The following is a 22,640-nucleotide window of genomic DNA, read 5'->3' on the forward strand; positions in this document are numbered from 1 at the left end:
TGTTGCATTTTTTATTAAATTGAACCTTTTTGTTATCAAACGGTTAATTAACAATTGCTCTCCTCGTTTTTTACCTATAGTCTGTAGATAGGACTTCACAAAAAGTAAGCTTAATTGATTAGGCTTTTGAGGTAAGACCTCAAACTTATGTGAAAAAAATTAAGTAAAAAATAAATGATGTGAAATTAGCATCAAAAATAAGAATTATTCTAACTGGGGAAAATTAGAATGAAATTAAAAAATAATGCGCTAAACCAAGCAATCAAATTTGCTTTAGCTACAACCACTGCAGGGTTGTTTTTTTCGGGTTCTGCTATTGCAGCAGACGAGCAACAACAAACTAAAGTAAACAAAAACGTAGAGAAAATTGCCGTAGTAGGTACGCGCTCAGCTCCACGTTCAATCGGTGACTCACCAGTGCCAATTGATATTATTGGTGGCGAAGAATTAGAAAGATCAGGCAATACCGACATGCTTGAGCTATTAAAAGGTGCAGTGCCATCTTTTAACGTACATCAAAATCCTATTAGCGATGCGGCCTCTCTTGTTCGCCCAGCTAACTTACGTGGTTTACCATCAGACAGCACATTGGTTCTTTTAAACGGCAAACGTCGTCATCGTGCTTCTGTAATTGCATTTTTAGGCGGTGGTATTAACGATGGCGCGCAAGGCGCAGATATTTCAGTTATTCCAAGCATTGCTATTAAACAAGTAGAAGTACTTCGTGATGGCGCAGCAGCACAGTATGGTTCTGATGCGATTGCCGGTGTAATGAACTTCCAACTAAAAGATGCTTCTGAAGGTGGCAAATTAGAAATCCGCCATGGTCAATTTTATGAAGGCGATGGGGATACAACACAAGTGTCGGGTAACGTGGGTTTACCGTTTACCGACAATGGCTTTGCTAATTTAAGTTTTCAATACAAAACAGCAGATGCAACAAGCCGCTCAGTTCAGCGTGCCGATGCTGCAGCTCTTTCAGCTGCCGGTGTTCCTGATGTATCTTCTCTTGCACAAGTATGGGGTGCACCAGAAGTAGATGACGATATTACAATTTTTGGTAACGTAGGTTTAGAGCTAACAAATGACTCTGAATTTTACATGTTTGGTAACTACTCTGAACGTGATGTACGTGGTGGCTTTTACTACCGTAACCCACAAACGCGTTCTGGTGTTTATTCAAATGATGGTGGCGAAACTCTGCTTGTTGCAGATTTAACACCTGATATGAGCGCTAACTGTCCTACTATTGCAATAACAGATGGCAACGTACTAGATGATCCAGCTTACATAAATGGTGTAGCGAACAACCCAGATTGTTTTGCATTTAACGAATCGCTTCCAGGTGGTTTTACACCTAACTTTGGCGGCAACATTACTGATACTTCTTTAACTATCGGTACTAAAGGGCGATTCACTGGTGGTTTCTTAAAAGATACTTACTATGACTTAAGCGGTACTGTGGGCTTAAATGAATCACGTTACTTTATTTACGATACGGTTAATGCCTCTTTAGGTGCAGATACACCACGTGATTTCAGCCCAGGTAAATATGAGCAACTAGAGAAAAACTTTAACTTTGATTTATCAAAGGGTGTCGACTTTGGTTTAGCTTATGATGTAAATATTGCCGGTGGTTTTGAATGGCACGAAGAAACATTCACTATCATTTCTGGTGATGAAGCATCTTACACTGCAGGCCCTTTAACAGAACAAGGTTTTGGTATTGGCTCTAACGGCTTCCCTGGTTTTAAACCATCACAAGCAGGTGAGTTTTCTCGTCGTAACTATGCAGCATACGTTGATGTTGAAGCACCGTTCACTGAAGATTTCCTAATGGGTGTGGCGCTTCGCTTTGAAGACTACGACAGCTTTGGTACTACAACTAACTACAAAGTAATGGCTCAATACCATTTAACTGAAGATTTAAATATTCGTGGCTCTGTAAGTAGCGGTTTCCGTGCACCTACAGTTGGTCAAGCTAACGTAAGTAACGTACAAACAAGCTTAGACAGCGGCGTATTACAAGATTCAGCGCTTCTTCCACCAACAAACCCAATTGCAGTGCAATTAGGTGGTACAGAGCTTGAGCCGGAAGAATCGCAAAGCTATACACTTGGTGCTGTATACACAATCGGCGAGTTATTTTTAACGCTTGATTACTACAATATTCAAGTAGATGACCGTATTAGCCAATCAGATAAAATCAACTTAAGCCAAGCAGATAAAGATACACTTACAGCGGCTGGAGTTCCTAATGTACAAGGTCTTGCTCAAGTAAGCTTTTTTACAAATGACTTTGATACAACAACACAAGGTATCGATTTAGTTGCCAACTATACAGCTGAACTAATGGGCGGTAGCTCTACATTTAGCCTTGCTTATAACTGGAATGATACTGAAGTAACTCAATTTAGTGAGATTACAGGTGCGTTTAAGGTTAAGCGCTTAGAAGAAGACTTACCTAATCATCGTGCAACGTTCACATTATCTCAGCAGTGGGAATCAGTTTCTGCATTTGCTCGTGCAAACTACTACGGCGAATACCAAGGTGTTCACGTTGATTATGATGCAACAGCTAAAACAGCAGATGCTGCCGTCACTATTGATGCTGAAGTAACTTACTTCTTAAATGAATCAGTTAGCTTCTCTGTAGGCGCTCAAAACTTGTTTGACCAAGATGCTGAAAAACTTGATTTTGCAGATGCAACGGGAATTCCTAATAACAACTGGGGTGGTCAATACTATGAAACATCTCCGTTTGGTATTAACGGTGGCTTTTACTACGCTAAAGCAACATATACTTTCTAAACTATTTTCATGAAGAACCAAAGGCGAAATGTTAAAGACATTTCGCCTTTTTAATTTTATAGTTAATAAAAATAATAATGAACAATACCAATTGCATTGAATAAGTGTTCTATTATAGCGCTCAGAAAATAGCGTAATAACAAGGCGAAATTATGATATATAGTTGCTCTATATGAATAATTTTTAACGCAGTGAGTACGCTATTTAATACGATAGAATGATTGTTTTTTTAATAAAATTGGTATAACTATGCTACTTAATAAAGCTAACCAACTACTGCAACAAAATAAACTCAAAGAAGCTGAGTTTCATTTTAAAACGCTATTAAATAGTAACCCTGAAAATGGTGAAGCTTTATTTGGCTTAGGCAGAATTGCCTTACGACTAGAACGCTATGACTCTGCTGTATACTTACTCCAAAAAGCATGTGAGCGAATGCCTCATATGCTTGAACCATTACATGCACTAGCAGATGCGTTTAACGGTGTTAATTCGCCAAACGATGCGTTAACTGTTCTCGAATATGCAAAAAAGTTAGCGAGTCATAACCCAGAACCCCACTACTACTTAGCCCAACACTACTTAACATATGGCGAATTAGATAAAGCCCATACAACGTTTGCCCAAGCTCTCAGTATTGGCACCTACCCAGTAACAGCCTATATTTTATTTGAACTTGTACAGTTAGGCCGCTTTAATAAAGAGCATAATTATGTAAGTAATTTACACCACTTATTAACTCAAACGAGCAATTTACGTTTAAAAATGGTGTGTTACTACGCATTAGCAAACAGTTACGATGCACTTGAAGATACCGAGCAAGCATTTAATTACTTTATATTGGCGAATAAATTACAAAAAAAATTAAGTGAATTTAACACTAAAGATTTAATCCCTTTTTACGATGAAATAATAAAATACAACACCGAGGAATTTATTGCCTCTGCCGATGAAAAGTTTACAGGTAATATTACGCCTGTTTTTATCATTGGCATGCCTCGTAGTGGCTCTACCCTCCTGGAGCAAATGTTGGCAAGCCATAGTCAGTTTTCGAGCCTAGGAGAGAGTACAAGTATTAGTAATAACGCAGTTGCTTTTATTGAACAAAAAACGGGAGTTGCTTACCCGCAATGTTTAGCGCATTTAACGCCTGACCTAATAAAAAAAGCCCGCGAACTGTATATCACAACTTTAAAAACAGCATCGCCCATCAGACCTTTTATAATAAATAAACTGCCTAGTAATTATCAATCGCTAGGACTTATATATAGGCTGTTTCCTAATGCTAAATTTATAAACTTAAGTCGTGATTTTAATGCTACCGCGTTTTCTATCTTCACTAATTACTTTGCTGAAAACGAGCCTTATTTTTGCTCACTATCTGAGTTTAAACTTTACCATAGTGTGTATGAAAAACTGATGAGCCACTGGCACTCCTTTAAAGGTATGCCAATTTATGATGTCAGTTACGAAGATTTAGTGAGTAACCCAAAAGAGCAGCTAACGCAGTTACTTGGTTTTTTAAACTGTCATTTTGAAGAGCGCTGCTTAGCGTTTTATAAACAAAAAACACCGGTAACCACGTTGAGTAAACATGCTATTCGCCAACCTATTAATAACGCCGCAATCGCTAAGTGGGAGCGTTACAAAACACCTCTTTTAAAGTTACTTGATGAGAATTAATTAGGGCCTGTTTATCTTTCGAGGTTAAATTTGCAGTAGGCTGTTTGGTATTTAGGCAAGGCAGAGCCTATGAAGTGTGGTTGTTCCCCATAAATAGGCGATAACGCAGCATAAAGACCAAACATCCACTGCCCTTTGAGCTCGATCTAGGGACGATTAACTCTTTGTTGCCTACATGGATGTAGGAAAGCGGCGTGAGCAGGACGCGGAAGCTTTGCTCGGTTTTTACTTATTCTTACATGGATGTAAGCCATTAGGGTAACGCAGGAGCAGTTACCGAGCCCACTAGGTTACAAACTTCGCGCCGCGATTAAATCGCCCCTAGATTGAACAAATTTTAATCCTGAAAGGTCAACAGGCCCTTACGGACGTGCTTTAAACCAATTAAGTAAATCTTTAAATTGATCATCACGCGCACTTGGGTGGGTAAGCATATTAATATGATCGTAATCAAAATTATGCCCGTGTTTACGACCGTAAATTCGCATTTGTTGAATGCCAGGCCCTGATTCGTCCATAAATTTTTGAATATCGATTGGTTGCGCTAATGCTTTATCTTTTACCGCAGCAATATGAAGCGTTGGCGGTAAATGCAGGTTGTTTAGAGCTTTTGCATAATCAAAATTATCATCAGAATCTATCCATGGCTTCTTTTTAGCCCATTGCATACTTTGATAATGCGACTTTTGAGTTTCGTTATCGCTTCCCCACTTATAACCTTTAGCATTTAAATAGCCGTGTTTTTTAGCAAGTAAAGGTGCCATAAAATACCAAATTAAATTGGCTTGTAATAATTTTTGAGGATGATTATTAAATAAAGAGCGCTTAGAGCCAAAATACACACACGCTTTTACATCATTAATATATTCTGGAAAACGTGCAAACGCGCTGTTCATCAATACCCCGCCCCAAGAGTGAGCGACCCAGTAGTCAGGCTTCTTGCCTTCAATCAACTCTATTTGCTTAATAAAGGCTGGAATATCTTCTAAAATGGCCTCGGTTTGACCGTACTTAGCGTCACTTGAAATAATCGGCTTACTATCACCTCGGCCACGTAAATCAGCCACATAGCATCGGTACCCATGCTCAGCCAAAAAAGGGGCTAGTCCTTTATTAGAATGGGTGTAAAAAATTTTACCGTTTTCTACAGCTCCATGCATAAAAAATACGACAGGCCCTTGCTGATTTTCATCGCTGATACGGCGTAAATGAAGTGTTTGTTGATCAGCTAAATTGATAATTATTGATTGCTGAGAAATCGCCACAGTTATTCCTTTTTATTATTTTCAACTCATCCTACCAGCAATATTAAATATACCAAAGGAAATGTCTGCACTTTACTCATCAGCATTTGTTACAATCACCACATCATATCTGTTGTTAAAATGAAGCCATGAAAGAAAATAAAGCACGTTCAAAATTACACCCTCGTAACCTACATAAAAATGGGTACGACTTCGATTTATTAACAACAGAGCACCCTGCTCTACTGCCTTTTGTTATAACCACACCTGCAGGTACTAAAAGTATTGATTTTAGTGATAACAAAGCCGTTAAAACACTCAATCAAGCCCTTTTGAAAGCACATTATAATATTGATTTTTGGGATATTCCCGAGCACAACTTATGTCCACCTATACCTGGGCGTGTTGACTACATTCATTACTTAGCCGACTTATTAAGTGATGATAACCAACAACAAATACCTTTAGGTAAGCAAATTAAAGTGCTTGATATTGGCACTGGCGCTAACTTAGTTTATCCGCTTACTGGTACAAGTGAATATAAGTGGCATTTTACAGGGACTGATATTGATGCAGCTTCGGTAAAAATAGCAAAGCAAATTGCTCAGTTTAATGGTTTAAAAATAACCCTAAAACAACAAAAAAACGCATCACATATTTTTAAAGGCGTTGTAAATCAAAAAGATTTATACCACTTAACGCTCTGCAACCCTCCGTTTCATGCAAGCGAAGAAGAGGCAAGTAAAGGCAGTGAACGTAAGTGGAAAAACCTAGGAAAAACACCCAGTAGCACACTTAACTTTGGTGGCCATAATAATGAATTATGGTGTGAAGGCGGTGAAGTACAGTTTATCTCTAACATGATTAAAGAGAGCGAAGACTTTGCAGAGCAAGTACTGTGGTTTACGTCGTTAGTATCCAAAAAAGATAATATTGCAGCTCTTGAAGAAGTATTAAAAGCCCACCCAATAGCACAATATAAAATAGTTGATATGGCACAAGGTCAAAAAATCAGCCGCTTTATTGCATGGACTTACTTTGATAAAGACACTCGTGAGCAAATTTGTAGCGAGCTTGATTAATACCAATTTTATTAAAAACAATAAAAAGGATAAGGCAATCATGATAGATTTTCGCTCTGATACAGTTACAAAACCAACAAAAGAAATGCGCAATATTATGTACAGCGCACCGGTTGGTGACGATGTATACGGTGATGATGAAAGCGTTAACCAACTAGAAGCCTATGCGTGTAAGCGTTTTAACTTTAAAGCCGCACTTTATTGTAGCTCAGGTACACAAGCCAACTTACTTGCAATAATGGCGCATTGTGAACGAGGTGACGAATACATTTGTGGCCAAAATGCTCACAACTATAAGTTTGAGGGCGGCGGAGCAGCTGTTTTAGGGTCTGTGCAACCACAGCCTATCGAAAACGATGCTGATGGCAGTATACCTTTTAGTAAAATATCGGCGGCCATAAAACCAGACGATTGTCATTTTGCAAAAACGCGATTGCTTAGTTTAGAAAATACCATTGGCGGAAAGGTGCTGCCTCTTGAGTACTTAGCCCAAGCTCGTGACTTTGTTAACACACATAATTTAGCGCTGCACTTAGACGGCGCACGAGCATTTAATGCCGCAGTTGAGCTAAATTTTGATATCACTGAAATTACAAAACACTTTGATTCAGTTTCTATTTGTTTATCTAAAGGCTTGGGAGCGCCCGTAGGCTCTTTATTATTAGGCTCACCAGCACTTATTAATAAAGCAAGACGATGGAGAAAAGTACTTGGTGGCGGTATGCGCCAAGCCGGAATGCTTGCAGCCGCTGGGCAGTTTGCACTTGAGCACAATATAGAGCGCTTAAAAGACGATCATGCAAATGCACGTTATTTGGCTCAACAATTAAGTGAAATCAGTGGCTTTACTGTCGATATGAGTAACACCACTAATATGGTTTATGCAACATACACTAGCAGTATAAATATTGAAGAGATTGCTGAGGCACTTAAACAACAAGGTATACTATTTAGCCCAAGCAAGCAGCTTAGGCTAGTAACGCATTTAGATATTACGCGCGAAGATATTGATACATTTTTAAATGCTTTGTCGGCCCATATTTAACGCGGCTTTATAATGTTTGCGGCATACCGAAACGTATCGGTCATTGCCGCCAATTTCTACTTGGTTACCATCTGCTATTGCTTCACCATTTTCATCGGTACGCAGTACATGGTTTGCTTTACGTCCACAGTGACATACAGTTTTAAGCTCAACTAACTTATCAGCCCACGCAAGCAAATATTGCGACCCTATAAATAGCTCACCTCTAAAGTCGTTACGCAAGCCATAACACAGTACCGGTATACCTAATTCATCAACCACATCGGTTAATTGCATTACTTGTTCTTTTGATAAAAATTGGCACTCGTCAACTAATACACAATGGCGTTTTTTATCATTGTTGAGTGATTGAATAAGATCAAAAACATCTTTGCTAGCATCAAATACATGCGCATCTGCTTGCAAGCCAATACGAGACGATACTTTACCCACGCCTTGTCTATCATCAATGGCAGCAGTAAGGATCACAGGTTCCATGCCACGTTCTTTATAATTAAATGCAGATTGTAATAACGTGGTTGATTTACCTGCATTCATTGCAGAGTAGTAAAAGTATAATTGAGCCATTGTGGTGCCATTTTATAAAAAGTGCGCTTATGCTACCTTAATATTAAATTAATACCAATTTACAAACGCGAATTTAACGAGGTTATTAGGGCCTGTTGACCTTTCAGGATTAAAATTTGTTCAACCTAGGGGCTATTTAATCGCGGCGTGAGGTTTGTAACCTAGCGGGCTAAGTAAAAACCGAACAACAAAGAGTAAATTGCCCCTAGGCAGAACCCTTCGGGCAGCGCATGTTTGGCATTTATGCTGCGTTATCGCCTATTTATGGGGAATAACCACACTATATAGACTCTGCCTTACCTAAATACCAAACAGTCTGCTGCAAATTCAACCTCGAAAGATAAACAGGCCCTAAGTGTTTGTAAATATTTAATATAGATAGGTGCACTTTCAAACTTTGATAACCATTGCCACATTTCCAAGCTTAGATCGTTATTTTCTTCGTAGAATTTTTTTGAAAAAACAAGATAACCATGGCTGGTTTCGTAAGGGGGATAAATAGGTTTAACATTATTACCCTCATACGGATAACTCGACACTTTTAAGCCATCAACTTGGCATAGATCAACGCTCGCCTGCACCACGCCCTTATCTAGCAACTCAAAAGCTTTGCTTTTAGAAAACGTATTATGAATAAAAAATGGTTCTTCTTTCAACGCGCTATTTAGTCCATAGCCATTAGGAATAGCTATCGTAAATGCTTTATTTTGAAATACTTCGCGAGTCTCCCATTCTTTATGAAATTTATAACGCCCTATAAGGCAGCTACTAAATTCACTTACTGCATAGTCATCTTGTAACTTACCTTGCTGATCAACAGGGTAAACAGCAACGTTTTCTCGTCCTTTGCGGTAACTGGCAATAACAGCATTAACTCGATTAAATTCTAAATCGCTTAAGCATCTACGCCATGGTTTTCTAACAAACTTAATCTCAACACCATCAATCGCTTTATCTAATAAACTTAAAACCTCAACTGAGGCATCAGGTTGATCAATAGGTATAGCCTTATCAACACCTAAAAATAGTGGTGCTGCGTTTTTATCTTCATAACAAAAAAGTAATTCTTTGGCCGTAACGCCATCGCAAAAAACAATACATTTCAAAACAAAAATATAAAGTAACGTTCTAATTTTCATAGTGATTTTTATTTATAAACTAAATCTACAGTGTAGTATGTAGAACTAAACATACAAAATATTCGTTAAATTAATTTACATTAATCCTTCGTGTTTCAGCAACCAAAGTTTCCTATCAAGCCCACCAGCATAGCCCGTTAACTTTGCATTTGCGCCAATAATTCGGTGGCAAGGCACTATAATACTAATCGGATTTTTACCATTCGCAGCGCCTACTGCCCTCACTGCTTTTGGGTTATTGAGTTGGTTTGCAATATAGCCGTATGTTTGCGACTGTCCAAAAGGTACCGTTAATAGTGCTTGCCATACGCTTTGTTGAAATACTGTACCGTTTGTATCAAGTGGTACATCAAAAGTAGTGCGTTTTTTTGCAAAGTACTCGTTTAACTGCGCAGCGCAAATAAGCACCGCTTTGTTAGTAACTTGCTCAAATGGCGTATGAGAGTGCTCAACTGGTGGATAAAACCCAACATAACTCACACCTTTATCGGTTGCTTGAATAATTATGTCGTCTATAGGGCTCGAAATGGATGTTTGAATGATCATTATAATTGCTGCCAAAGTTGAAACGTTAGGTAAGAACGAAAAGGAGCGCTGTTAGCAGATACGAAAGGGTTTGCCGCCGCTTGAGCTTTTTTAACACCTAAGTCACCATCAAGTAATATATCGGGCTGGCTTTGCCCTCGCAACTTTGCATAATTTACCGTCCAAGGACCAATTCCCTTTAAATAAAGCCATTCGTCTAAATCGTCATTTTCAGGATTTAGTGCACAAAACTGGGCTAAGTTGTGTAGCGCATTTTTACGTGCTTGTGGCATTTTAAAAAATGCAAAATCACTATTAGCAACAATTTTAGCCGAAGGAAAATAAACGGTATCGCCCTCTTTTTCGCCTAATTCATCAACTAACTTTGTTACTAAATTATGCGCCGCAGTAACACTCACTTGTTGTCCGAGTACCGCCCTTATACCGGCTTCAAAACTTGACCAAATCCCTGGAAGTCTGAGCCCTTCACACACTGTAAACGCATTGTTTATATTGGCGCTTAAATGCGTTTCAATTAAATTAATATCGGCATCTAAATCAAGCACACGGCGTATATTATTTATAACAGGTTGTAAGTACACCGTATTGTCTATATTGATAGATACACTAAAGTGATTTTTACTCGCTATAAATTCAGCGGTAAAGCTTCCTTTATATTCCTCACTTGCAAAAGTACGTCCGTAGCTCGTTTGTGTTATCCACTCCATTGGTTTTATCAAGCGCCTTTGTAAAAAGCCCTGCAAAGCAGGCCAATTATAAGGCGGCCTAAATGGCAGGGTTAAAGTGAGTGTTGACGTTGGTTTTTTATCGCCACTGCGCAGCTTCGAGGGAGCTATATTTAACTGCTGTAAAAATGCATCATTAAAGCGCCTAATGCTTTTAAAGCCAGCTGCAAACGCTATTTCGGTAAGGGGTAAATGTGTTTCTTGAATCAGCTTTTTAGCAAAGTGACATTGGTTAAATAATCGATATTGCGTAATCGACACGCCAAAATACTGCTTAAACAACTGTCTTAAATAACGACTACTTACACCTAGACGAGCTGCTAATTTTTCGCAGTCGTGCTCGTCATTTTGATCTATTAACTGTTTTGCTCTAAGTGCAGTCGTTTTTGTACCCTGCCATGCTGCGCTGCCAGGAGCACTATCGGGCCTGCATCGAATGCAGGGTCTAAAACCATCTTGCGCCGCGTTATGGGCAAACTGATAATAAGCAACGTTTTTTTCGTGAGCCGTTGGTGCAGGGCAAATAGGTCTGCAATAAATACCGGTACTTTTTACCGCTACGTAAAAAAGCCCGTCAAAACGAGGATCGCGACTCTGACGTGCTTTTTGCCAATGTGAAGTGTCCATAAACGGCTCTATAAGTTAACCTAATAAAGCCTAGCTTATACAAAAAAACTCACATTACTAGCCATATTCGGCACTTAACCAATAGCCAATAAATAGCGATTTTGTACTTCTTGCCAATTAATTACATTATAAAATGCATCAATATAATCAGGGCGCTTATTTTGATACTTTAAGTAATAGGCATGCTCCCATACATCAAGTCCCAAAATAGGGATATTTCCCTGCATTAAAGGACTATCTTGATTAGCACTATTTTCTACAATCAACTTTTCATCTGGCGTTACACATAACCACGCCCAACCACTACCAAATTGGCTAATTGCCGCAGCTGTAAATTGGTCTTTAAATTTATCAAAACTGCCTAGTTGCTCAGTTATAGCCTGAGCCACAATACCACTTGGTTGACCTCCTCCTTGTGGGCTCATTACTTGCCAAAATAAGCTGTGATTAAAATGCCCTCCTACATGCTCTTGTACTGCTTTTTGTAAATTACTAGGCAGGCTGTTTATTCCCTTAAGTAATTTTTCAGCATTTGCGTTTGCATATACAGTATCGGCTAAAGCAGCATTGGCTTTATTGATATACGTTTGATGATGCAATGTGTGGTGAATATGCATCGTTTTACTGTCTAAATGAGGCTCAAGCGCATCATATTCATAATCAAGTGCTGGCAATGTAAACGCCATAAATTACTCCTTTATTTTAATGTAGCAGGCTGTTTGTTGAGTCTTTAGAGCATAAGCAAAAATTCACTTGCTCTATTAGCTCAGGTAAAAAATGATAACGTCTTGCAAATGACACAAGTTCAGAGGAAGTTTTAATGTAATGATGCTTACTCACTTTTTGTATATCGTAATGAGTATGCTTAATTAATGAAGAGAGTGTTAAGTGTACTTCGCATAGCCATTTGCATGCATTTTCAGGCTGTTGCATAGCTATATAAGTATCAGCTAAATTATGTGACGCAACAACAAGTGCGGGTATACAGTGCTCAATAGCATGAATGACAGTGTTATTAATCTGAGCATATAAAAATTGCTGAAGAAGATGATCTGCAAGTGTTTTAGCTAATAAGTATTTATCGCGGGCTTCGAGAAGTGCACCTTGTTCAAATGCATAATTACCTTGCATTATATTCGACTGCCAAGGGCTTAATGCTTGATCAAGATAAAGTAAATCTGAGTGGGGTTGTTTTTGACTTGAGATCATATAATCATCTGCACGTTTATTTATGAGTGTGTATTTAACTTACACACCCACAAAACTAAATGCAAATGATTTTCATTAACTATTTAGCGAAGTCTAATAGTTCCTGCCCTGTTAAGCGATATATAATCCACTCGTTTTGCGGCTTTGCACCAATGCTATTGTAAAAATCGATAGCGGGTTTATTCCAATCAAGCACTACCCATTCAAAACGCCCACAGTTATTACTAATCGCCTTATTAGCTAAGTGCTTCATAATGGCTTTACCTGCGCCATTGCCACGGCTATCTGGGCTTACGTATAAATCTTCAAGGTATAGGCCATTTTTACCTAACCAGGTAGAGTAATTATAAAAATATACCGCAAAACCAATTGGCTCATCACCTTCTAAACAAATTATGCTGTGCGCAGTTGCACCTTCACTAAACAGAGTATCTAAAATTGCCTGCTCGTCTGTTTTTACTGCATCAGGTTCTTTTTCATATATGGCAAGTTCGGTAATAAAGTGCAAAATTGTTTTTGCGTCACTTGGTTTTGCATCACGTATTATAACGGGTTGGCTCATTGTATTTTTACCTTAAATATACTGCTCTAATTTATCTTTTAAAATATCTAATTGAATAGGTTTACTCAAGTAGTCATCCATTCCAGCTGTTATACAACGCTCTTTATCTGAGTTCATTGCATTTGCGGTGATAGCGATTATTTTAATGTTTTTATGCTGTATGCCCGCCAAGCCTTTACGAATAGCAGCGGTTGCAGCAAAACCATCCATAACAGGCATTTGGCAATCCATAAGTACGAGCTTAAAGTATCCTGAATCATGCGCTTCTAATATATCAATCGCTAATTGGCCATTCCCGGCAATAGTAACGTCACAATTAAGCTTTTTGAGCATTAATTTAGCCACCTGTTGATTAATAGGATTATCTTCCACCAGTAGTATTTGGGAAAACTCCTGCGCCTTTTCTTTTTTAAGTGACGAAATATAGCCTGACGTAACAAGTGGGAGCGTCTCGCCTGCATCATTACTCGTTATAACCGACAGTGCAGAAATTAAATCGGCAGTGGTTACTGGTTTAGGAAAATATGCCTGAAAGCCAGCATCAGAATAACGCTGCGCGCCTTCCATACCTGCAATACTGGTCATCATTACAAGTGGCATTGATTTATAATGTTCATGTGCTTTTAGTGCTTTACACAGCTCTATGCCATCCATTCCTGGCATTTGCATATCAAGCACTGCAATATCATACATGCAATTTTTATCTTTATAGTGCTGCGCGCACATATCAAGTGCTTCATGTGCATCACATGCGAGTGCAACCTTAGCGCCCCAATGTTCAAGCTGTTGTGAAATTACAATTCGATTTGTCTCGTTATCGTCAACAACTAAAACTGTTAGCTCTTCCATATTAATATTAGGAATATAACGCTCTTTTTGATCTCCCGGAGTTAACATTATAGTGGCGGTAAAGGTACTCCCTTTACCTGCTTCACTTGTAAGAGAAATTGCTCCTCCCATTAACTCACAAAGCTGCTTACAAATAGCCAGCCCTAAGCCACTGCCCCCGTATTCACGCGTTGTTGATGCATCTACCTGAGAAAAAGGGGTAAATAACTGCTGTTGCTTTTCTTCACTTATTCCTATGCCTGAATCTTTTATACTTGCAACAAATTCTAAACCTTGAGCCACTTTATTAATTTTGGCGCTTACCACAACCTCGCCCTTACTCGTAAACTTAACGGCGTTACTCAGCAAATTAGTAAGTACTTGTCGAATGCGCCCAGGATCTCCGCATAACTGCGAAGGCTCTAGCGCTACCAAATCTAAAATTATTTCTATACCTTTTTCTTGAGCAGTCAATGCTTGTGCGGCAGCAACTTCGCCAATTAAATCACGTCCATTAAAGTTAATCTCTTCAAGTTCGATTTTACCCGCTTCGGCTTTAGAGAAATCTAAAATATCGTTAATTACACCCAATAAAGAATGCGCACTTGTTTTGGCTATACCTACTTTTGTTTCTATTGGTTTAGGGAGTGACTCTAATTGAACAAGTTCTAGCATACCGAGTACACCATTCATTGGCGTTCTTATTTCATGGCTCATGGTTGCTAAAAATTGGCTCTTCGCAATGGCTGCATCTTCTGCTTTTACAAGGGCTACTTTTAACTCCTCACTGATTACTTTTCGTTGCTGAGAAATTAAAGTACTTCCCACTAAAGTAGCCAATGATCGAAGATACGTTTCTTCGCTTTGTGTCCAATTGTGATGTTCGCCTACCGTTTCAGCGCACAAAATACCTAAATTACCATCACCAGTTGCTATTACTGCATCAAGCATCGATTTAATATTTAATGGCTTTGTATACGCTTCTATAAAATCAACAGTTGCTGGATGGGTATAAACATCATCAATGGCTACTAAGTTTTGCTTATAAATGGCGTTATAATATGCAGGATAGTCTTTAGCAGTTAAAACAGCATCTGTATCTACAAACCCTTGTCCATCTATGTATAAACTATGACACGTCATTACATCTCGTTGATCGTTAAAAATCCATACCGACGCACGTGCAACATTTAGCACTTCGCACATAGATTTAACGGCTAGCTTTTTAACTTGCTCTACATCACTATTTTGCACTTCAGGTGCGACTGTAAGCGCGGCTAAATTTTTGTTATAGCGGTTTGCTTTTTCGCTTTCGAGTTCAAGGCGCTTATGTGCATCAATACTTTGAAATGAGCCAAAAACACGTACGCATTTACCATCTTTAAGCTCTGCTTGGCCCATTGATTTAACCCAACGCTCTTGCCCCGAATAGGTCAAAATAATAAGCTCTACACTCCAGCTTTCACCTAAAGTCACAGCGCATTCAAATAAGGTACTTATAGTGTCTCGGTGTATTCCTGGTTTATAAAAATCAATAGCAGTATCTATCCTCGGCTCAAATCCCTCTGGTACTTCGTGGATAACTTTAACTTCATCAGACCAATAAAGAGTATGCGCATCTAGGTCCATCTCCCATGCACCAATCTGTCCTTGCTTACTCATTGATTCAAGCAGGCTTTGCTGACGGCTTATTTTTAATTGTGTATTGTAACGTTCTGTAATATCTAAAATAAATCCATCTAAATACAATATATTGCCATCATCTGCGTAAATCGCTTGGCCTTTTTCGTTTACCCAATGCAAAGAGCCATCGCGGGCTTTAATTCTATACTCAACAGACCATGACTGCTTAGCGCTAACACAACGGATAATTTCATCTTTTATTTTTTGAGAATCGTCTTCACATATTAAATCAAAGAAGCAAAGGTCTTCATTGTGTATCAACTCATCGGGTGAATAACCGGTAATTTCACTCGCTTGCTCGCTCATGTAAAGCATGCTTAATTTGTCATCAAACTTACATCTATAAATAATGCCAGGGATATTTGATACCAAAGATGCAAATCTGTCTCGGCTTCCTTGTAGCTCAAGCTCTGTAGATTTTCGATCTGATATATCTAAATGCGTACCGATCATGCGTTTTGGAGAGCCATCGGTATTCCACTCAACTATTTTTGCAGTATCGAGAACCCAAATCCAATGCCCATTTTTATGCTTCATGCGGGCTTCACTAACATAATAGTCAGTCTCGCCGGAAAAATACGCTTGAAGTTTTTTCTCCGACATAGCTAAATCATCAGGGTGAGCGTAGGTATACCAAGTATCTATAGTACAAGGTTCAATATCACTGAGCTTGTAACCTATAATCTCGGCCCAGCGGTTATTAAATGTCACATTTTTAGTATCAATGTACCAATCCCAAATACCCACTGCTGTTGAGTCAATCACTAGTTGTAGCTGTGTTTTGTGCTGTTCAAGCTCTAGCTCTTGTAACTTAAGCGCTGTAATGTCGGTACGAATAGCAATATAGTTTTGTGGTATACCGTTTTCATCTAGAAATGGTGCAATGGTGGTATCTACCCAATAAAAACCACCATTTTTAGCTTTATTACAGATTTGCCCGTTCCATACATCACCGCGTTTAAGCGTTTTGTACATATTTTTAAAGAATTTTTTTTCGTGTTTACCTGAATTTAATAAGCGATGATTTTCGCCTATTAATTCATGTTCGTCGAAACCACTGATCTCACAAAACTTCTTATTTACAAAAGTAATAGTGCCATGTAAGTCAGTTACCGCAACAATGGCATGTTCATCTAATGCACTTTTTTGTTCTGCTAATTGTTTTAATGCAATTTGAAGTGCCGAACGTTGTTTTTGTAATATACTTTGTTGTTCTTCTTTTACGGCTACTAACTTACGTAAGCCCAATGAAAGCTGATTAAATTCAATGCTATCGTTTATTATTGGAACTTTAACTAAATCGCCTTTTGTAATATTTTCGACAATTTTAGCTAAGTTAATTAAAGGCTGAGACAGCCGGCGACCAAACCACCACGACAACGTTAATATCAGCAGTAAGGCACCTGAATTAGTTAATACAGCGAGCTGCTTATAATAATTAGCACCTTGTAGTGCAACTTCTTTTGGTTTTGATACAAGTAGCTGCCAGCCAGACTCATTTAAAAACTCTAATGAATTAATATACCCATATAAAGTGACTTCATTTTTATCAATATAAGAAAAAACACGTTGTGTTGGTGAGCCATTTGGAGAGAAAAATGATGGTTGGGTATCGTCTGAAATATTACTTTTTTGAATTTTATTATTGTGCATAACATAAAATGTTATGTCTTTATTAGCAGCGTGTATTTTACTTAGATTATTTAATAAGCCATTTAAATTTATATCTGCAAGCAATATTGCTTGTAGCTTATTTTCATCATTTAATATCGGTAAGCCAATAATATGATATTCACGCCCTGAGGCAGTCATTGACTGGAATTGGATTTTACCTGTATTTATAATCCCAGAACGTATGTTATTAAAGCGCGGCTCTTTAATAACATTTAAAAAAGGTGATGAAGGTAGTGAATTAACGAGGTTTACATCAATAAGCTCTACATGATTAACAAAATCATACTGCTCAATAAATTGATTAATTAATTTTTGCTTTTTATTGGGGCTGATATCAAATTGTGATCTAAGCAAATATAAATCTTTAACATGGTCTGTAAACCAAATATCAGCAAATTGCTTACCTATATTATTAAGCTCGTTAAGTTCAGTGTCTGCATTTTGTTTAAGCGTGCTATTTACATGTTCAAGACTAAACCACGTAAGTATACAAAGTGGCCCTAAGGCTATAATTATAAAGGTTATAATTAACTTACTTCGAACAGACTGTCCTTTACCTGTTAATTCACCAAAGTTTAAACCTTTGTCCATGCTTAATATCCAGCAACTTATAATCATTTAATATTACTTACATTAATGCACTAAATATATAAAGACGCAAGTTTTGAGCGGTAAACTCCTTAAAAACTGGGTATTTAGCGTTACAATCTTAAATTCACATTTTTTAAAAAATACGCCTTTATTACTAACTTATAATTACACTTGCTTACGCTACAACTTCTGTAGCTGTTTTAAACTCCTCGTGATATAAGCAGTATTTAATCAATGCGTTTGAGGGCATTATGGCGCACGATCACTCACATAGTCATGTAGACGAAAACCAAAGCAATAAACAGCTCACCGTCGCTGTGGTTATTAATGTATTGCTAACCGTAGCCCAAGTTATTGGCGGGATATTTTCGGGCAGCTTGTCACTTATAGCCGATGCCCTTCATAATTTAAGTGATGCTGCCGCTATATTTATAGCCTTGGTTGCACGTAAAGTTGGTAATAAGCCTGCTGACGGCACTCATCATTTTGGCTATAAACGCGCTGAAATACTTGCCACACTTTTTAATAGCAGTACATTAATATTAATTGGCGTGTATTTAATTTTTGAAGCCATTTCGAGCTATTTAAACCCTCAACCAATTAATGGCTGGATAGTTGTGTGGGTGGCAGCAATAGCGTTGGTAATTGATTTAGCAACAGCGTATTTAACCTACCGAGCTGGAGCAAATCACAGTATAAATATAAAAGCGGCCTTTATTCATAACGTATCAGATGCAATGGCATCTATTGTTGTTATTATTGCAGGCACCTTAATTATTTTATACCAATGGTATATTGTTGATTTAATTGCCACTGTGCTTATTTCTATCTATGTCATTTTTCATGGCATTTTACTATTAAAGCAAAGCTTCAAAATTTTAATGCAAGCAGCGCCTAGCAACATTGATACACACGCAATATCACATGCTATTAGTAATGAATTTAATATCGAATCGGTAGTTAGCATTAAGCTTTGGCAACTAGATGATAAAGAAAATTATTGTGAGCTTGTTATTAGCACTCAGCACTTAATTAATTTGCCAACAATAAAAAGCTTTTTACACGACAATTTTAATATCGAAAATTGCATAATAGAAATCCGACCAATCGCAAATTAAAGCCCAATTTAATGCTCTTAATAACAAGCTAAACCAAATACATAACTATTTAATTGAAAACAGCTCGTATTATCATTTACAATATTGCCATTAACTCATAATGAGATACCGTTTTTGAAACTTTGGTTACGTAGAATTCATTTAGGCCTTGCCCTTATTAGCGGACTATTTTTATTAATAGTGAGCTTAACCGGTGCTGTTATGATTTATGCAAAAGATATACAGCACTTAATAGAGCCTGCAAAATGGCAAGTAACACCACAAGAAAATTTAATGCATTACGATGAGCTTATACAAAATGTACAAACTCAAACTAAGCAAAAAATCACTTTTTTTATGCCCGAACAAGCGCCAAACGCCGCATGGCAATTTAGGTTAGCCAATAAATATTACGCCAGTGTTAATCCCTACTCTGGGAGTGTACTAAACGTCTATGAATCAACAGATACTATTTATGGGTTTGCGATGGGATTGCATCGCTGGCTGTTGTTTGAAAACAGTAAGGGTGAAAAAACCTTTCGAAATTGGATGTCGGTGTGTGCATTGCTACTTTTAATAAATGTATTACTCGGCTTTTATTTATGGGTAAAGCCCAAAAACAGAGTTAAACGTTTAGCTATAAAACCAAAAGCCAAATTTAGAGTGCTCATGTATCAATTACATACGGTGCTTGGTGTTTACTTTTTTATACCGCTTATGCTTATTGCCTTTACTGGCATGGCATTTAACTGGAAAACACAAACTCAATCTGTATTAGAATTTGTGACGTTTAATAAAGTAGAACAAAGACCTGAAGCGCCAAAAATAATAGCCCCTTCTCAAGCTGCGTTAAACTACAATCAAGCAATTAAAAATGCAGAGAACGTATTTCCGGATGGTAAAGTATATAGAATTTACTTACCTAAAAAAGATGACGAAGCAATTGCACTGAGAATGCAAAACCCTGGCGAAAGCCACGCTTACAGCTGGGTTTGGACTAACCCATTTACTGGTAAAGTATTAAACTCATTTGACGCCAGTAAAACCAACTTCACAACACAAGCATGGAACTTTAAGTATAAGTTTCACATTGGTGATTTTGCAGGTCCTATTGTGCAGTTTTTATGGTTATTAATAGCCCTTTCACTCGCATTTTTTATTGTAAGCGGTGTATATTTTTGGTTAAAACGCCATAAATGGAAATAAATCTCATTAACACTTGTGTCATTAGTTGATAATAATTACCATTACGTAAATTGTTATCAACTAAGACACTCTATGTTAAAAACTTCGCTTTGCCTTATTGCTATTGCAATAAGTGCTAACACGTTAGCAAATGAAAATAATAAAAATGAATACACTTCTGATCAGTTAGAGCATGTGATTGTATCTGGCAGCCGAATATCAGAAAGCATTGACGAAGTACCAGCCTCAATTACCGTTATTAATCAGCAACAAATACAGCAGCATTTAAAAGTAAGCTCAGAGCTGGGGAGTTTACTCGCGCAAATGGTTCCAGGCCTTGCACCTAACACTGGCAGCTCAAGTAATTCAGGACAAACACTGCGTGGTCGCGCGCCATTAATAATGATTGATGGCGTACCGCAATCAACCCCTCTTCGTAATGGTTCATTAGGTGTAAAAACGTTAGACGCAAGCGCAATAGCGCGCATTGAAGTCATAAAAGGAGCAACCTCTATTTATGGTAATGGTGCCTCAGGTGGCATTATTAACTACATAACAAAACAAGCGCGTAGTGATGGTAAACCGGAAGGCGAAATAAGTATTTCAAGTCGCTTTAGCGCTGTTAAGTTAGCAGAAAGTGGCGGCGGTAGAATATCAGCAGCAGTGAACGGTAAACTTGATAAACTAAGCTATCTACTAACAGCAAGCTATGAAGAAAACGGCGTACAACGCGATGCACAGGGCGATATTTTAGGCTTGCAATATGGTTTATCTGATTCTGAAACTCAAAACTACTTTACAAAGTTAAGTTACGATTTTGACGACGAAAAACAACTTCAGTTTAGCTACAACTTTTACAGCTCACAACAAAAAACAGACTTAGGCGATGTGACTGGCGATGGCAATATAGGGGAAAAAACATACGCTATACACGTCCCTTTAGAGCTTCAAAAACAAGGTAAACCGCAAGGCCCTGAAGGCAACGAGAATATAACCCTAAAATATGTTGATTACGCGCTGTTTGAAAACACACAAATGACCCTCGATCTATATAAACAAAATATAGAAAACGTGTTCTTTTTCTCAACCGCTTTAGCCAATCTTGATGAAGGTTACAGCGGTGGTCAATCGGTTATTAAATCAGATAAACAAGGTGCACGAGCCACGTTTAATAGCCAGTTTGATTTTGAAAATGTAACAGCCACCCTAATCTACGGCATTGATGCCTTAAACGATAAAACATCGCAACCTTTAGTAGATGGCCGAGTGTGGGTGCCAGAAATGGACATGGAAAGTATTGCCGGCTTTTTACAAACAAAATGGGTAATAAACGATGATATTATCCTAAAAGCAGGCGTAAGAAACGAAAGCATCGATTTGAGCGTAAGTGATTATCAAACATTAAAGCTGTGCAGAACCGAATCACAATGCTCAGTGCCATTGAGTGTGCGTGGCGACAGTATTAATTACGACGCGACAACCTATAACGCTGGTATAAAATACAATTTAACAGAGGCGTTTAGTCCGTTTTTTAGTTACTCACAAGGCTCTGACATTTCTGATATTGGTCGCCTACTTCGCTCTGCGACCGTTGAAGATATTGCGCTTATTCAAACCCAAGCTTCAATAATCGATAATTACGAAGTTGGTTTTACCTCACAGTTTGAAAACGTGCGTTTTGAATTTGCACTTTACAGAAGTACCTCAGAGCTTGGTACAAGTAGTGAATATAATGAAGTAACGGGTGTTTACGAACCCGTGCGTGCACCACAAGAAATATGGGGTTACGAAGGACTAGTTAACTACACTATTACCCAAGACCTTAAATTAAGTGCTACTTACAGCTATGTTGAAGGTAAAAACACCGAGACAGATGACTATTTAGGCGCAAGCCAAATTAGCCCACCTAAAGCAACAGCGAATGTAACATGGCAAACAAATGACGAACTATCACTTGCAATGAGCTTTTTATACGTAGGCGACAGAAAGCGCTTTGATAAAAACGCACAAGGCCAATACTCCGGCGATCAGGGCCCTGTTAGTAGCTACAACACATTTAACTTAAGTGGCCAATACAATGTTAACGCCAAGTGGAGTGGCTATTTTGGAATAGAAAACCTTTTCAATAGTGATTACTACCCAGCCCGCGCACAAGCATATACTTACGGTGGGTACAACATTAAAGGATTAGGCACAACTGCAACATTGGGTGCTACATACCAATTTTAACAAATAAACACTATAGGCATGCCCTGCATGCCTATATGCTTAACAAATCCCACATAAATAGACGTCTCACTTTTTTATTTAAGGCGTCTATTAGATGCTAATGCAAATAAAAA

The 22,640-nt window shown here is 38.1% G+C and carries 16 protein-coding genes; 7 read left to right on the forward strand and 9 right to left on the reverse strand.

Annotated features, from left to right (window positions below):
- Positions 1-228 precede the first annotated feature (228 nt).
- Positions 229-2,811 carry a TonB-dependent receptor plug domain-containing protein gene (locus I6E82_RS06060; RefSeq protein WP_197117123.1) on the forward strand — a complete coding sequence of 861 codons (2,583 nt, stop codon included), beginning with the start codon at positions 229-231 and terminating at the stop codon, positions 2,809-2,811.
- Between the two features lie 249 nt (positions 2,812-3,060).
- Positions 3,061-4,494, forward strand: a complete 1,434-nt coding sequence (locus tag I6E82_RS06065) for a tetratricopeptide repeat-containing sulfotransferase family protein (protein WP_197117125.1) — start codon at positions 3,061-3,063, stop codon at positions 4,492-4,494.
- Positions 4,495-4,856: 362 nt separating this feature from the next.
- Here the strand turns inward: I6E82_RS06065 and I6E82_RS06070 are convergent, their stop codons facing one another.
- On the reverse strand, positions 4,857-5,759 hold the full coding sequence (locus I6E82_RS06070; protein WP_197117127.1) for an alpha/beta fold hydrolase: 903 nt from the start codon (positions 5,757-5,759) through the stop codon (positions 4,857-4,859).
- 128 nt (positions 5,760-5,887) lie between these two features.
- Between I6E82_RS06070 and rlmF the strand changes: the two genes are divergently transcribed.
- A complete protein-coding gene (rlmF, locus tag I6E82_RS06075; protein ID WP_197100681.1) occupies positions 5,888-6,820 on the forward strand; it encodes a 23S rRNA (adenine(1618)-N(6))-methyltransferase RlmF in 933 nt (310 codons plus the stop codon).
- 40 nt (positions 6,821-6,860) lie between these two features.
- The gene (ltaE, locus tag I6E82_RS06080) at positions 6,861-7,865 is read left to right on the forward strand and encodes a low-specificity L-threonine aldolase (protein WP_197117129.1); all 1,005 of its coding nucleotides are present in this window, start codon (positions 6,861-6,863) and stop codon (positions 7,863-7,865) included.
- Here ltaE and I6E82_RS06085 read toward each other — a convergent pair.
- The 8 genes from I6E82_RS06085 to I6E82_RS06120 all read right to left on the reverse strand — a co-directional run bounded on the left by I6E82_RS06085 (position 7,839) and on the right by I6E82_RS06120 (position 18,016).
- Positions 7,839-8,432: a thymidine kinase gene (locus tag I6E82_RS06085; protein ID WP_007582344.1), complete on the reverse strand. Its 594-nt coding sequence runs from the start codon at positions 8,430-8,432 to the stop codon at positions 7,839-7,841. The two genes, ltaE and I6E82_RS06085, sit on opposite strands and share 27 nt — an antisense overlap.
- 296 nt (positions 8,433-8,728) lie before the next feature.
- Entirely contained in the window at positions 8,729-9,571 is an 843-nt protein-coding gene (locus I6E82_RS06090; RefSeq protein ID WP_197117131.1) for an amino acid ABC transporter substrate-binding protein, read from the reverse strand.
- A 75-nt stretch (positions 9,572-9,646) separates the two neighbouring features.
- A complete protein-coding gene (locus tag I6E82_RS06095) occupies positions 9,647-10,117 on the reverse strand; it encodes a methylated-DNA--[protein]-cysteine S-methyltransferase (protein WP_197117133.1) in 471 nt (156 codons plus the stop codon).
- Positions 10,117-11,469: a DNA-3-methyladenine glycosylase 2 family protein gene (locus tag I6E82_RS06100; RefSeq protein ID WP_197117135.1), complete on the reverse strand. Its 1,353-nt coding sequence runs from the start codon at positions 11,467-11,469 to the stop codon at positions 10,117-10,119. Before I6E82_RS06100 ends, I6E82_RS06095 begins: the two co-directional genes overlap by 1 nt.
- Before the next feature lie 74 nt (positions 11,470-11,543).
- The gene (locus tag I6E82_RS06105) at positions 11,544-12,155 is read right to left on the reverse strand and encodes a superoxide dismutase (protein WP_197117137.1); all 612 of its coding nucleotides are present in this window, start codon (positions 12,153-12,155) and stop codon (positions 11,544-11,546) included.
- A gap of 16 nt (positions 12,156-12,171) precedes the next feature.
- Positions 12,172-12,678, reverse strand: a complete 507-nt coding sequence (locus I6E82_RS06110) for a hypothetical protein (protein ID WP_007582333.1) — start codon at positions 12,676-12,678, stop codon at positions 12,172-12,174.
- Positions 12,679-12,757: 79 nt separating this feature from the next.
- Positions 12,758-13,240, reverse strand: coding sequence for a GNAT family N-acetyltransferase (locus I6E82_RS06115; protein ID WP_024593105.1), 483 nt, complete (start codon positions 13,238-13,240; stop codon positions 12,758-12,760).
- 12 nt (positions 13,241-13,252) lie between these two features.
- Positions 13,253-18,016, reverse strand: a complete 4,764-nt coding sequence (locus tag I6E82_RS06120) for a PAS domain-containing protein (protein ID WP_197117139.1) — start codon at positions 18,014-18,016, stop codon at positions 13,253-13,255.
- Between the two features lie 251 nt (positions 18,017-18,267).
- On the opposite strand from I6E82_RS06120, the gene I6E82_RS06125 reads away from it, so the two are divergent.
- The 3 genes from I6E82_RS06125 (at position 18,268) to I6E82_RS06135 (ending at position 22,527) form a co-directional block, all read left to right on the forward strand.
- A complete protein-coding gene (locus I6E82_RS06125) occupies positions 18,268-19,134 on the forward strand; it encodes a cation diffusion facilitator family transporter (protein WP_197117141.1) in 867 nt (288 codons plus the stop codon).
- A gap of 114 nt (positions 19,135-19,248) precedes the next feature.
- The gene (locus I6E82_RS06130; protein ID WP_197117143.1) at positions 19,249-20,319 is read left to right on the forward strand and encodes a PepSY-associated TM helix domain-containing protein; all 1,071 of its coding nucleotides are present in this window, start codon (positions 19,249-19,251) and stop codon (positions 20,317-20,319) included.
- A gap of 72 nt (positions 20,320-20,391) precedes the next feature.
- A complete protein-coding gene (locus I6E82_RS06135) occupies positions 20,392-22,527 on the forward strand; it encodes a TonB-dependent receptor (protein ID WP_197117145.1) in 2,136 nt (711 codons plus the stop codon).
- The last annotated feature ends 113 nt before the right edge of the window (positions 22,528-22,640 follow it).

It is taken from the genome of Pseudoalteromonas sp. NZS11 (assembly GCF_015864765.1).
In the GTDB taxonomy this organism is placed as follows: Bacteria; Pseudomonadota; Gammaproteobacteria; order Enterobacterales; family Alteromonadaceae; genus Pseudoalteromonas; species Pseudoalteromonas arctica.

What these genes read in the sequence shown, in the direction of transcription:
- I6E82_RS06090 (WP_197117131.1), bottom strand. Translation starts at nt 9,571, where the DNA reads ATGAAAATTAGAACGTTACTTTATATTTTTGTTTTGAAATGTATTGTT.
- I6E82_RS06095 (WP_197117133.1), bottom strand. Translation starts at nt 10,117, where the DNA reads ATGATCATTCAAACATCCATTTCGAGCCCTATAGACGACATAATTATT.
- I6E82_RS06065 (WP_197117125.1), top strand. Translation starts at nt 3,061, where the DNA reads ATGCTACTTAATAAAGCTAACCAACTACTGCAACAAAATAAACTCAAA.
- ltaE (WP_197117129.1), top strand. Translation starts at nt 6,861, where the DNA reads ATGATAGATTTTCGCTCTGATACAGTTACAAAACCAACAAAAGAAATG.
- I6E82_RS06060 (WP_197117123.1), top strand. Translation starts at nt 229, where the DNA reads ATGAAATTAAAAAATAATGCGCTAAACCAAGCAATCAAATTTGCTTTA.
- I6E82_RS06125 (WP_197117141.1), top strand. Translation starts at nt 18,268, where the DNA reads ATGGCGCACGATCACTCACATAGTCATGTAGACGAAAACCAAAGCAAT.
- I6E82_RS06110 (WP_007582333.1), bottom strand. Translation starts at nt 12,678, where the DNA reads ATGATCTCAAGTCAAAAACAACCCCACTCAGATTTACTTTATCTTGAT.
- rlmF (WP_197100681.1), top strand. Translation starts at nt 5,888, where the DNA reads ATGAAAGAAAATAAAGCACGTTCAAAATTACACCCTCGTAACCTACAT.
- I6E82_RS06120 (WP_197117139.1), bottom strand. Translation starts at nt 18,016, where the DNA reads ATGGACAAAGGTTTAAACTTTGGTGAATTAACAGGTAAAGGACAGTCT.
- I6E82_RS06085 (WP_007582344.1), bottom strand. Translation starts at nt 8,432, where the DNA reads ATGGCTCAATTATACTTTTACTACTCTGCAATGAATGCAGGTAAATCA.
- I6E82_RS06135 (WP_197117145.1), top strand. Translation starts at nt 20,392, where the DNA reads ATGTTAAAAACTTCGCTTTGCCTTATTGCTATTGCAATAAGTGCTAAC.
- I6E82_RS06105 (WP_197117137.1), bottom strand. Translation starts at nt 12,155, where the DNA reads ATGGCGTTTACATTGCCAGCACTTGATTATGAATATGATGCGCTTGAG.
- I6E82_RS06100 (WP_197117135.1), bottom strand. Translation starts at nt 11,469, where the DNA reads ATGGACACTTCACATTGGCAAAAAGCACGTCAGAGTCGCGATCCTCGT.
- I6E82_RS06115 (WP_024593105.1), bottom strand. Translation starts at nt 13,240, where the DNA reads ATGAGCCAACCCGTTATAATACGTGATGCAAAACCAAGTGACGCAAAA.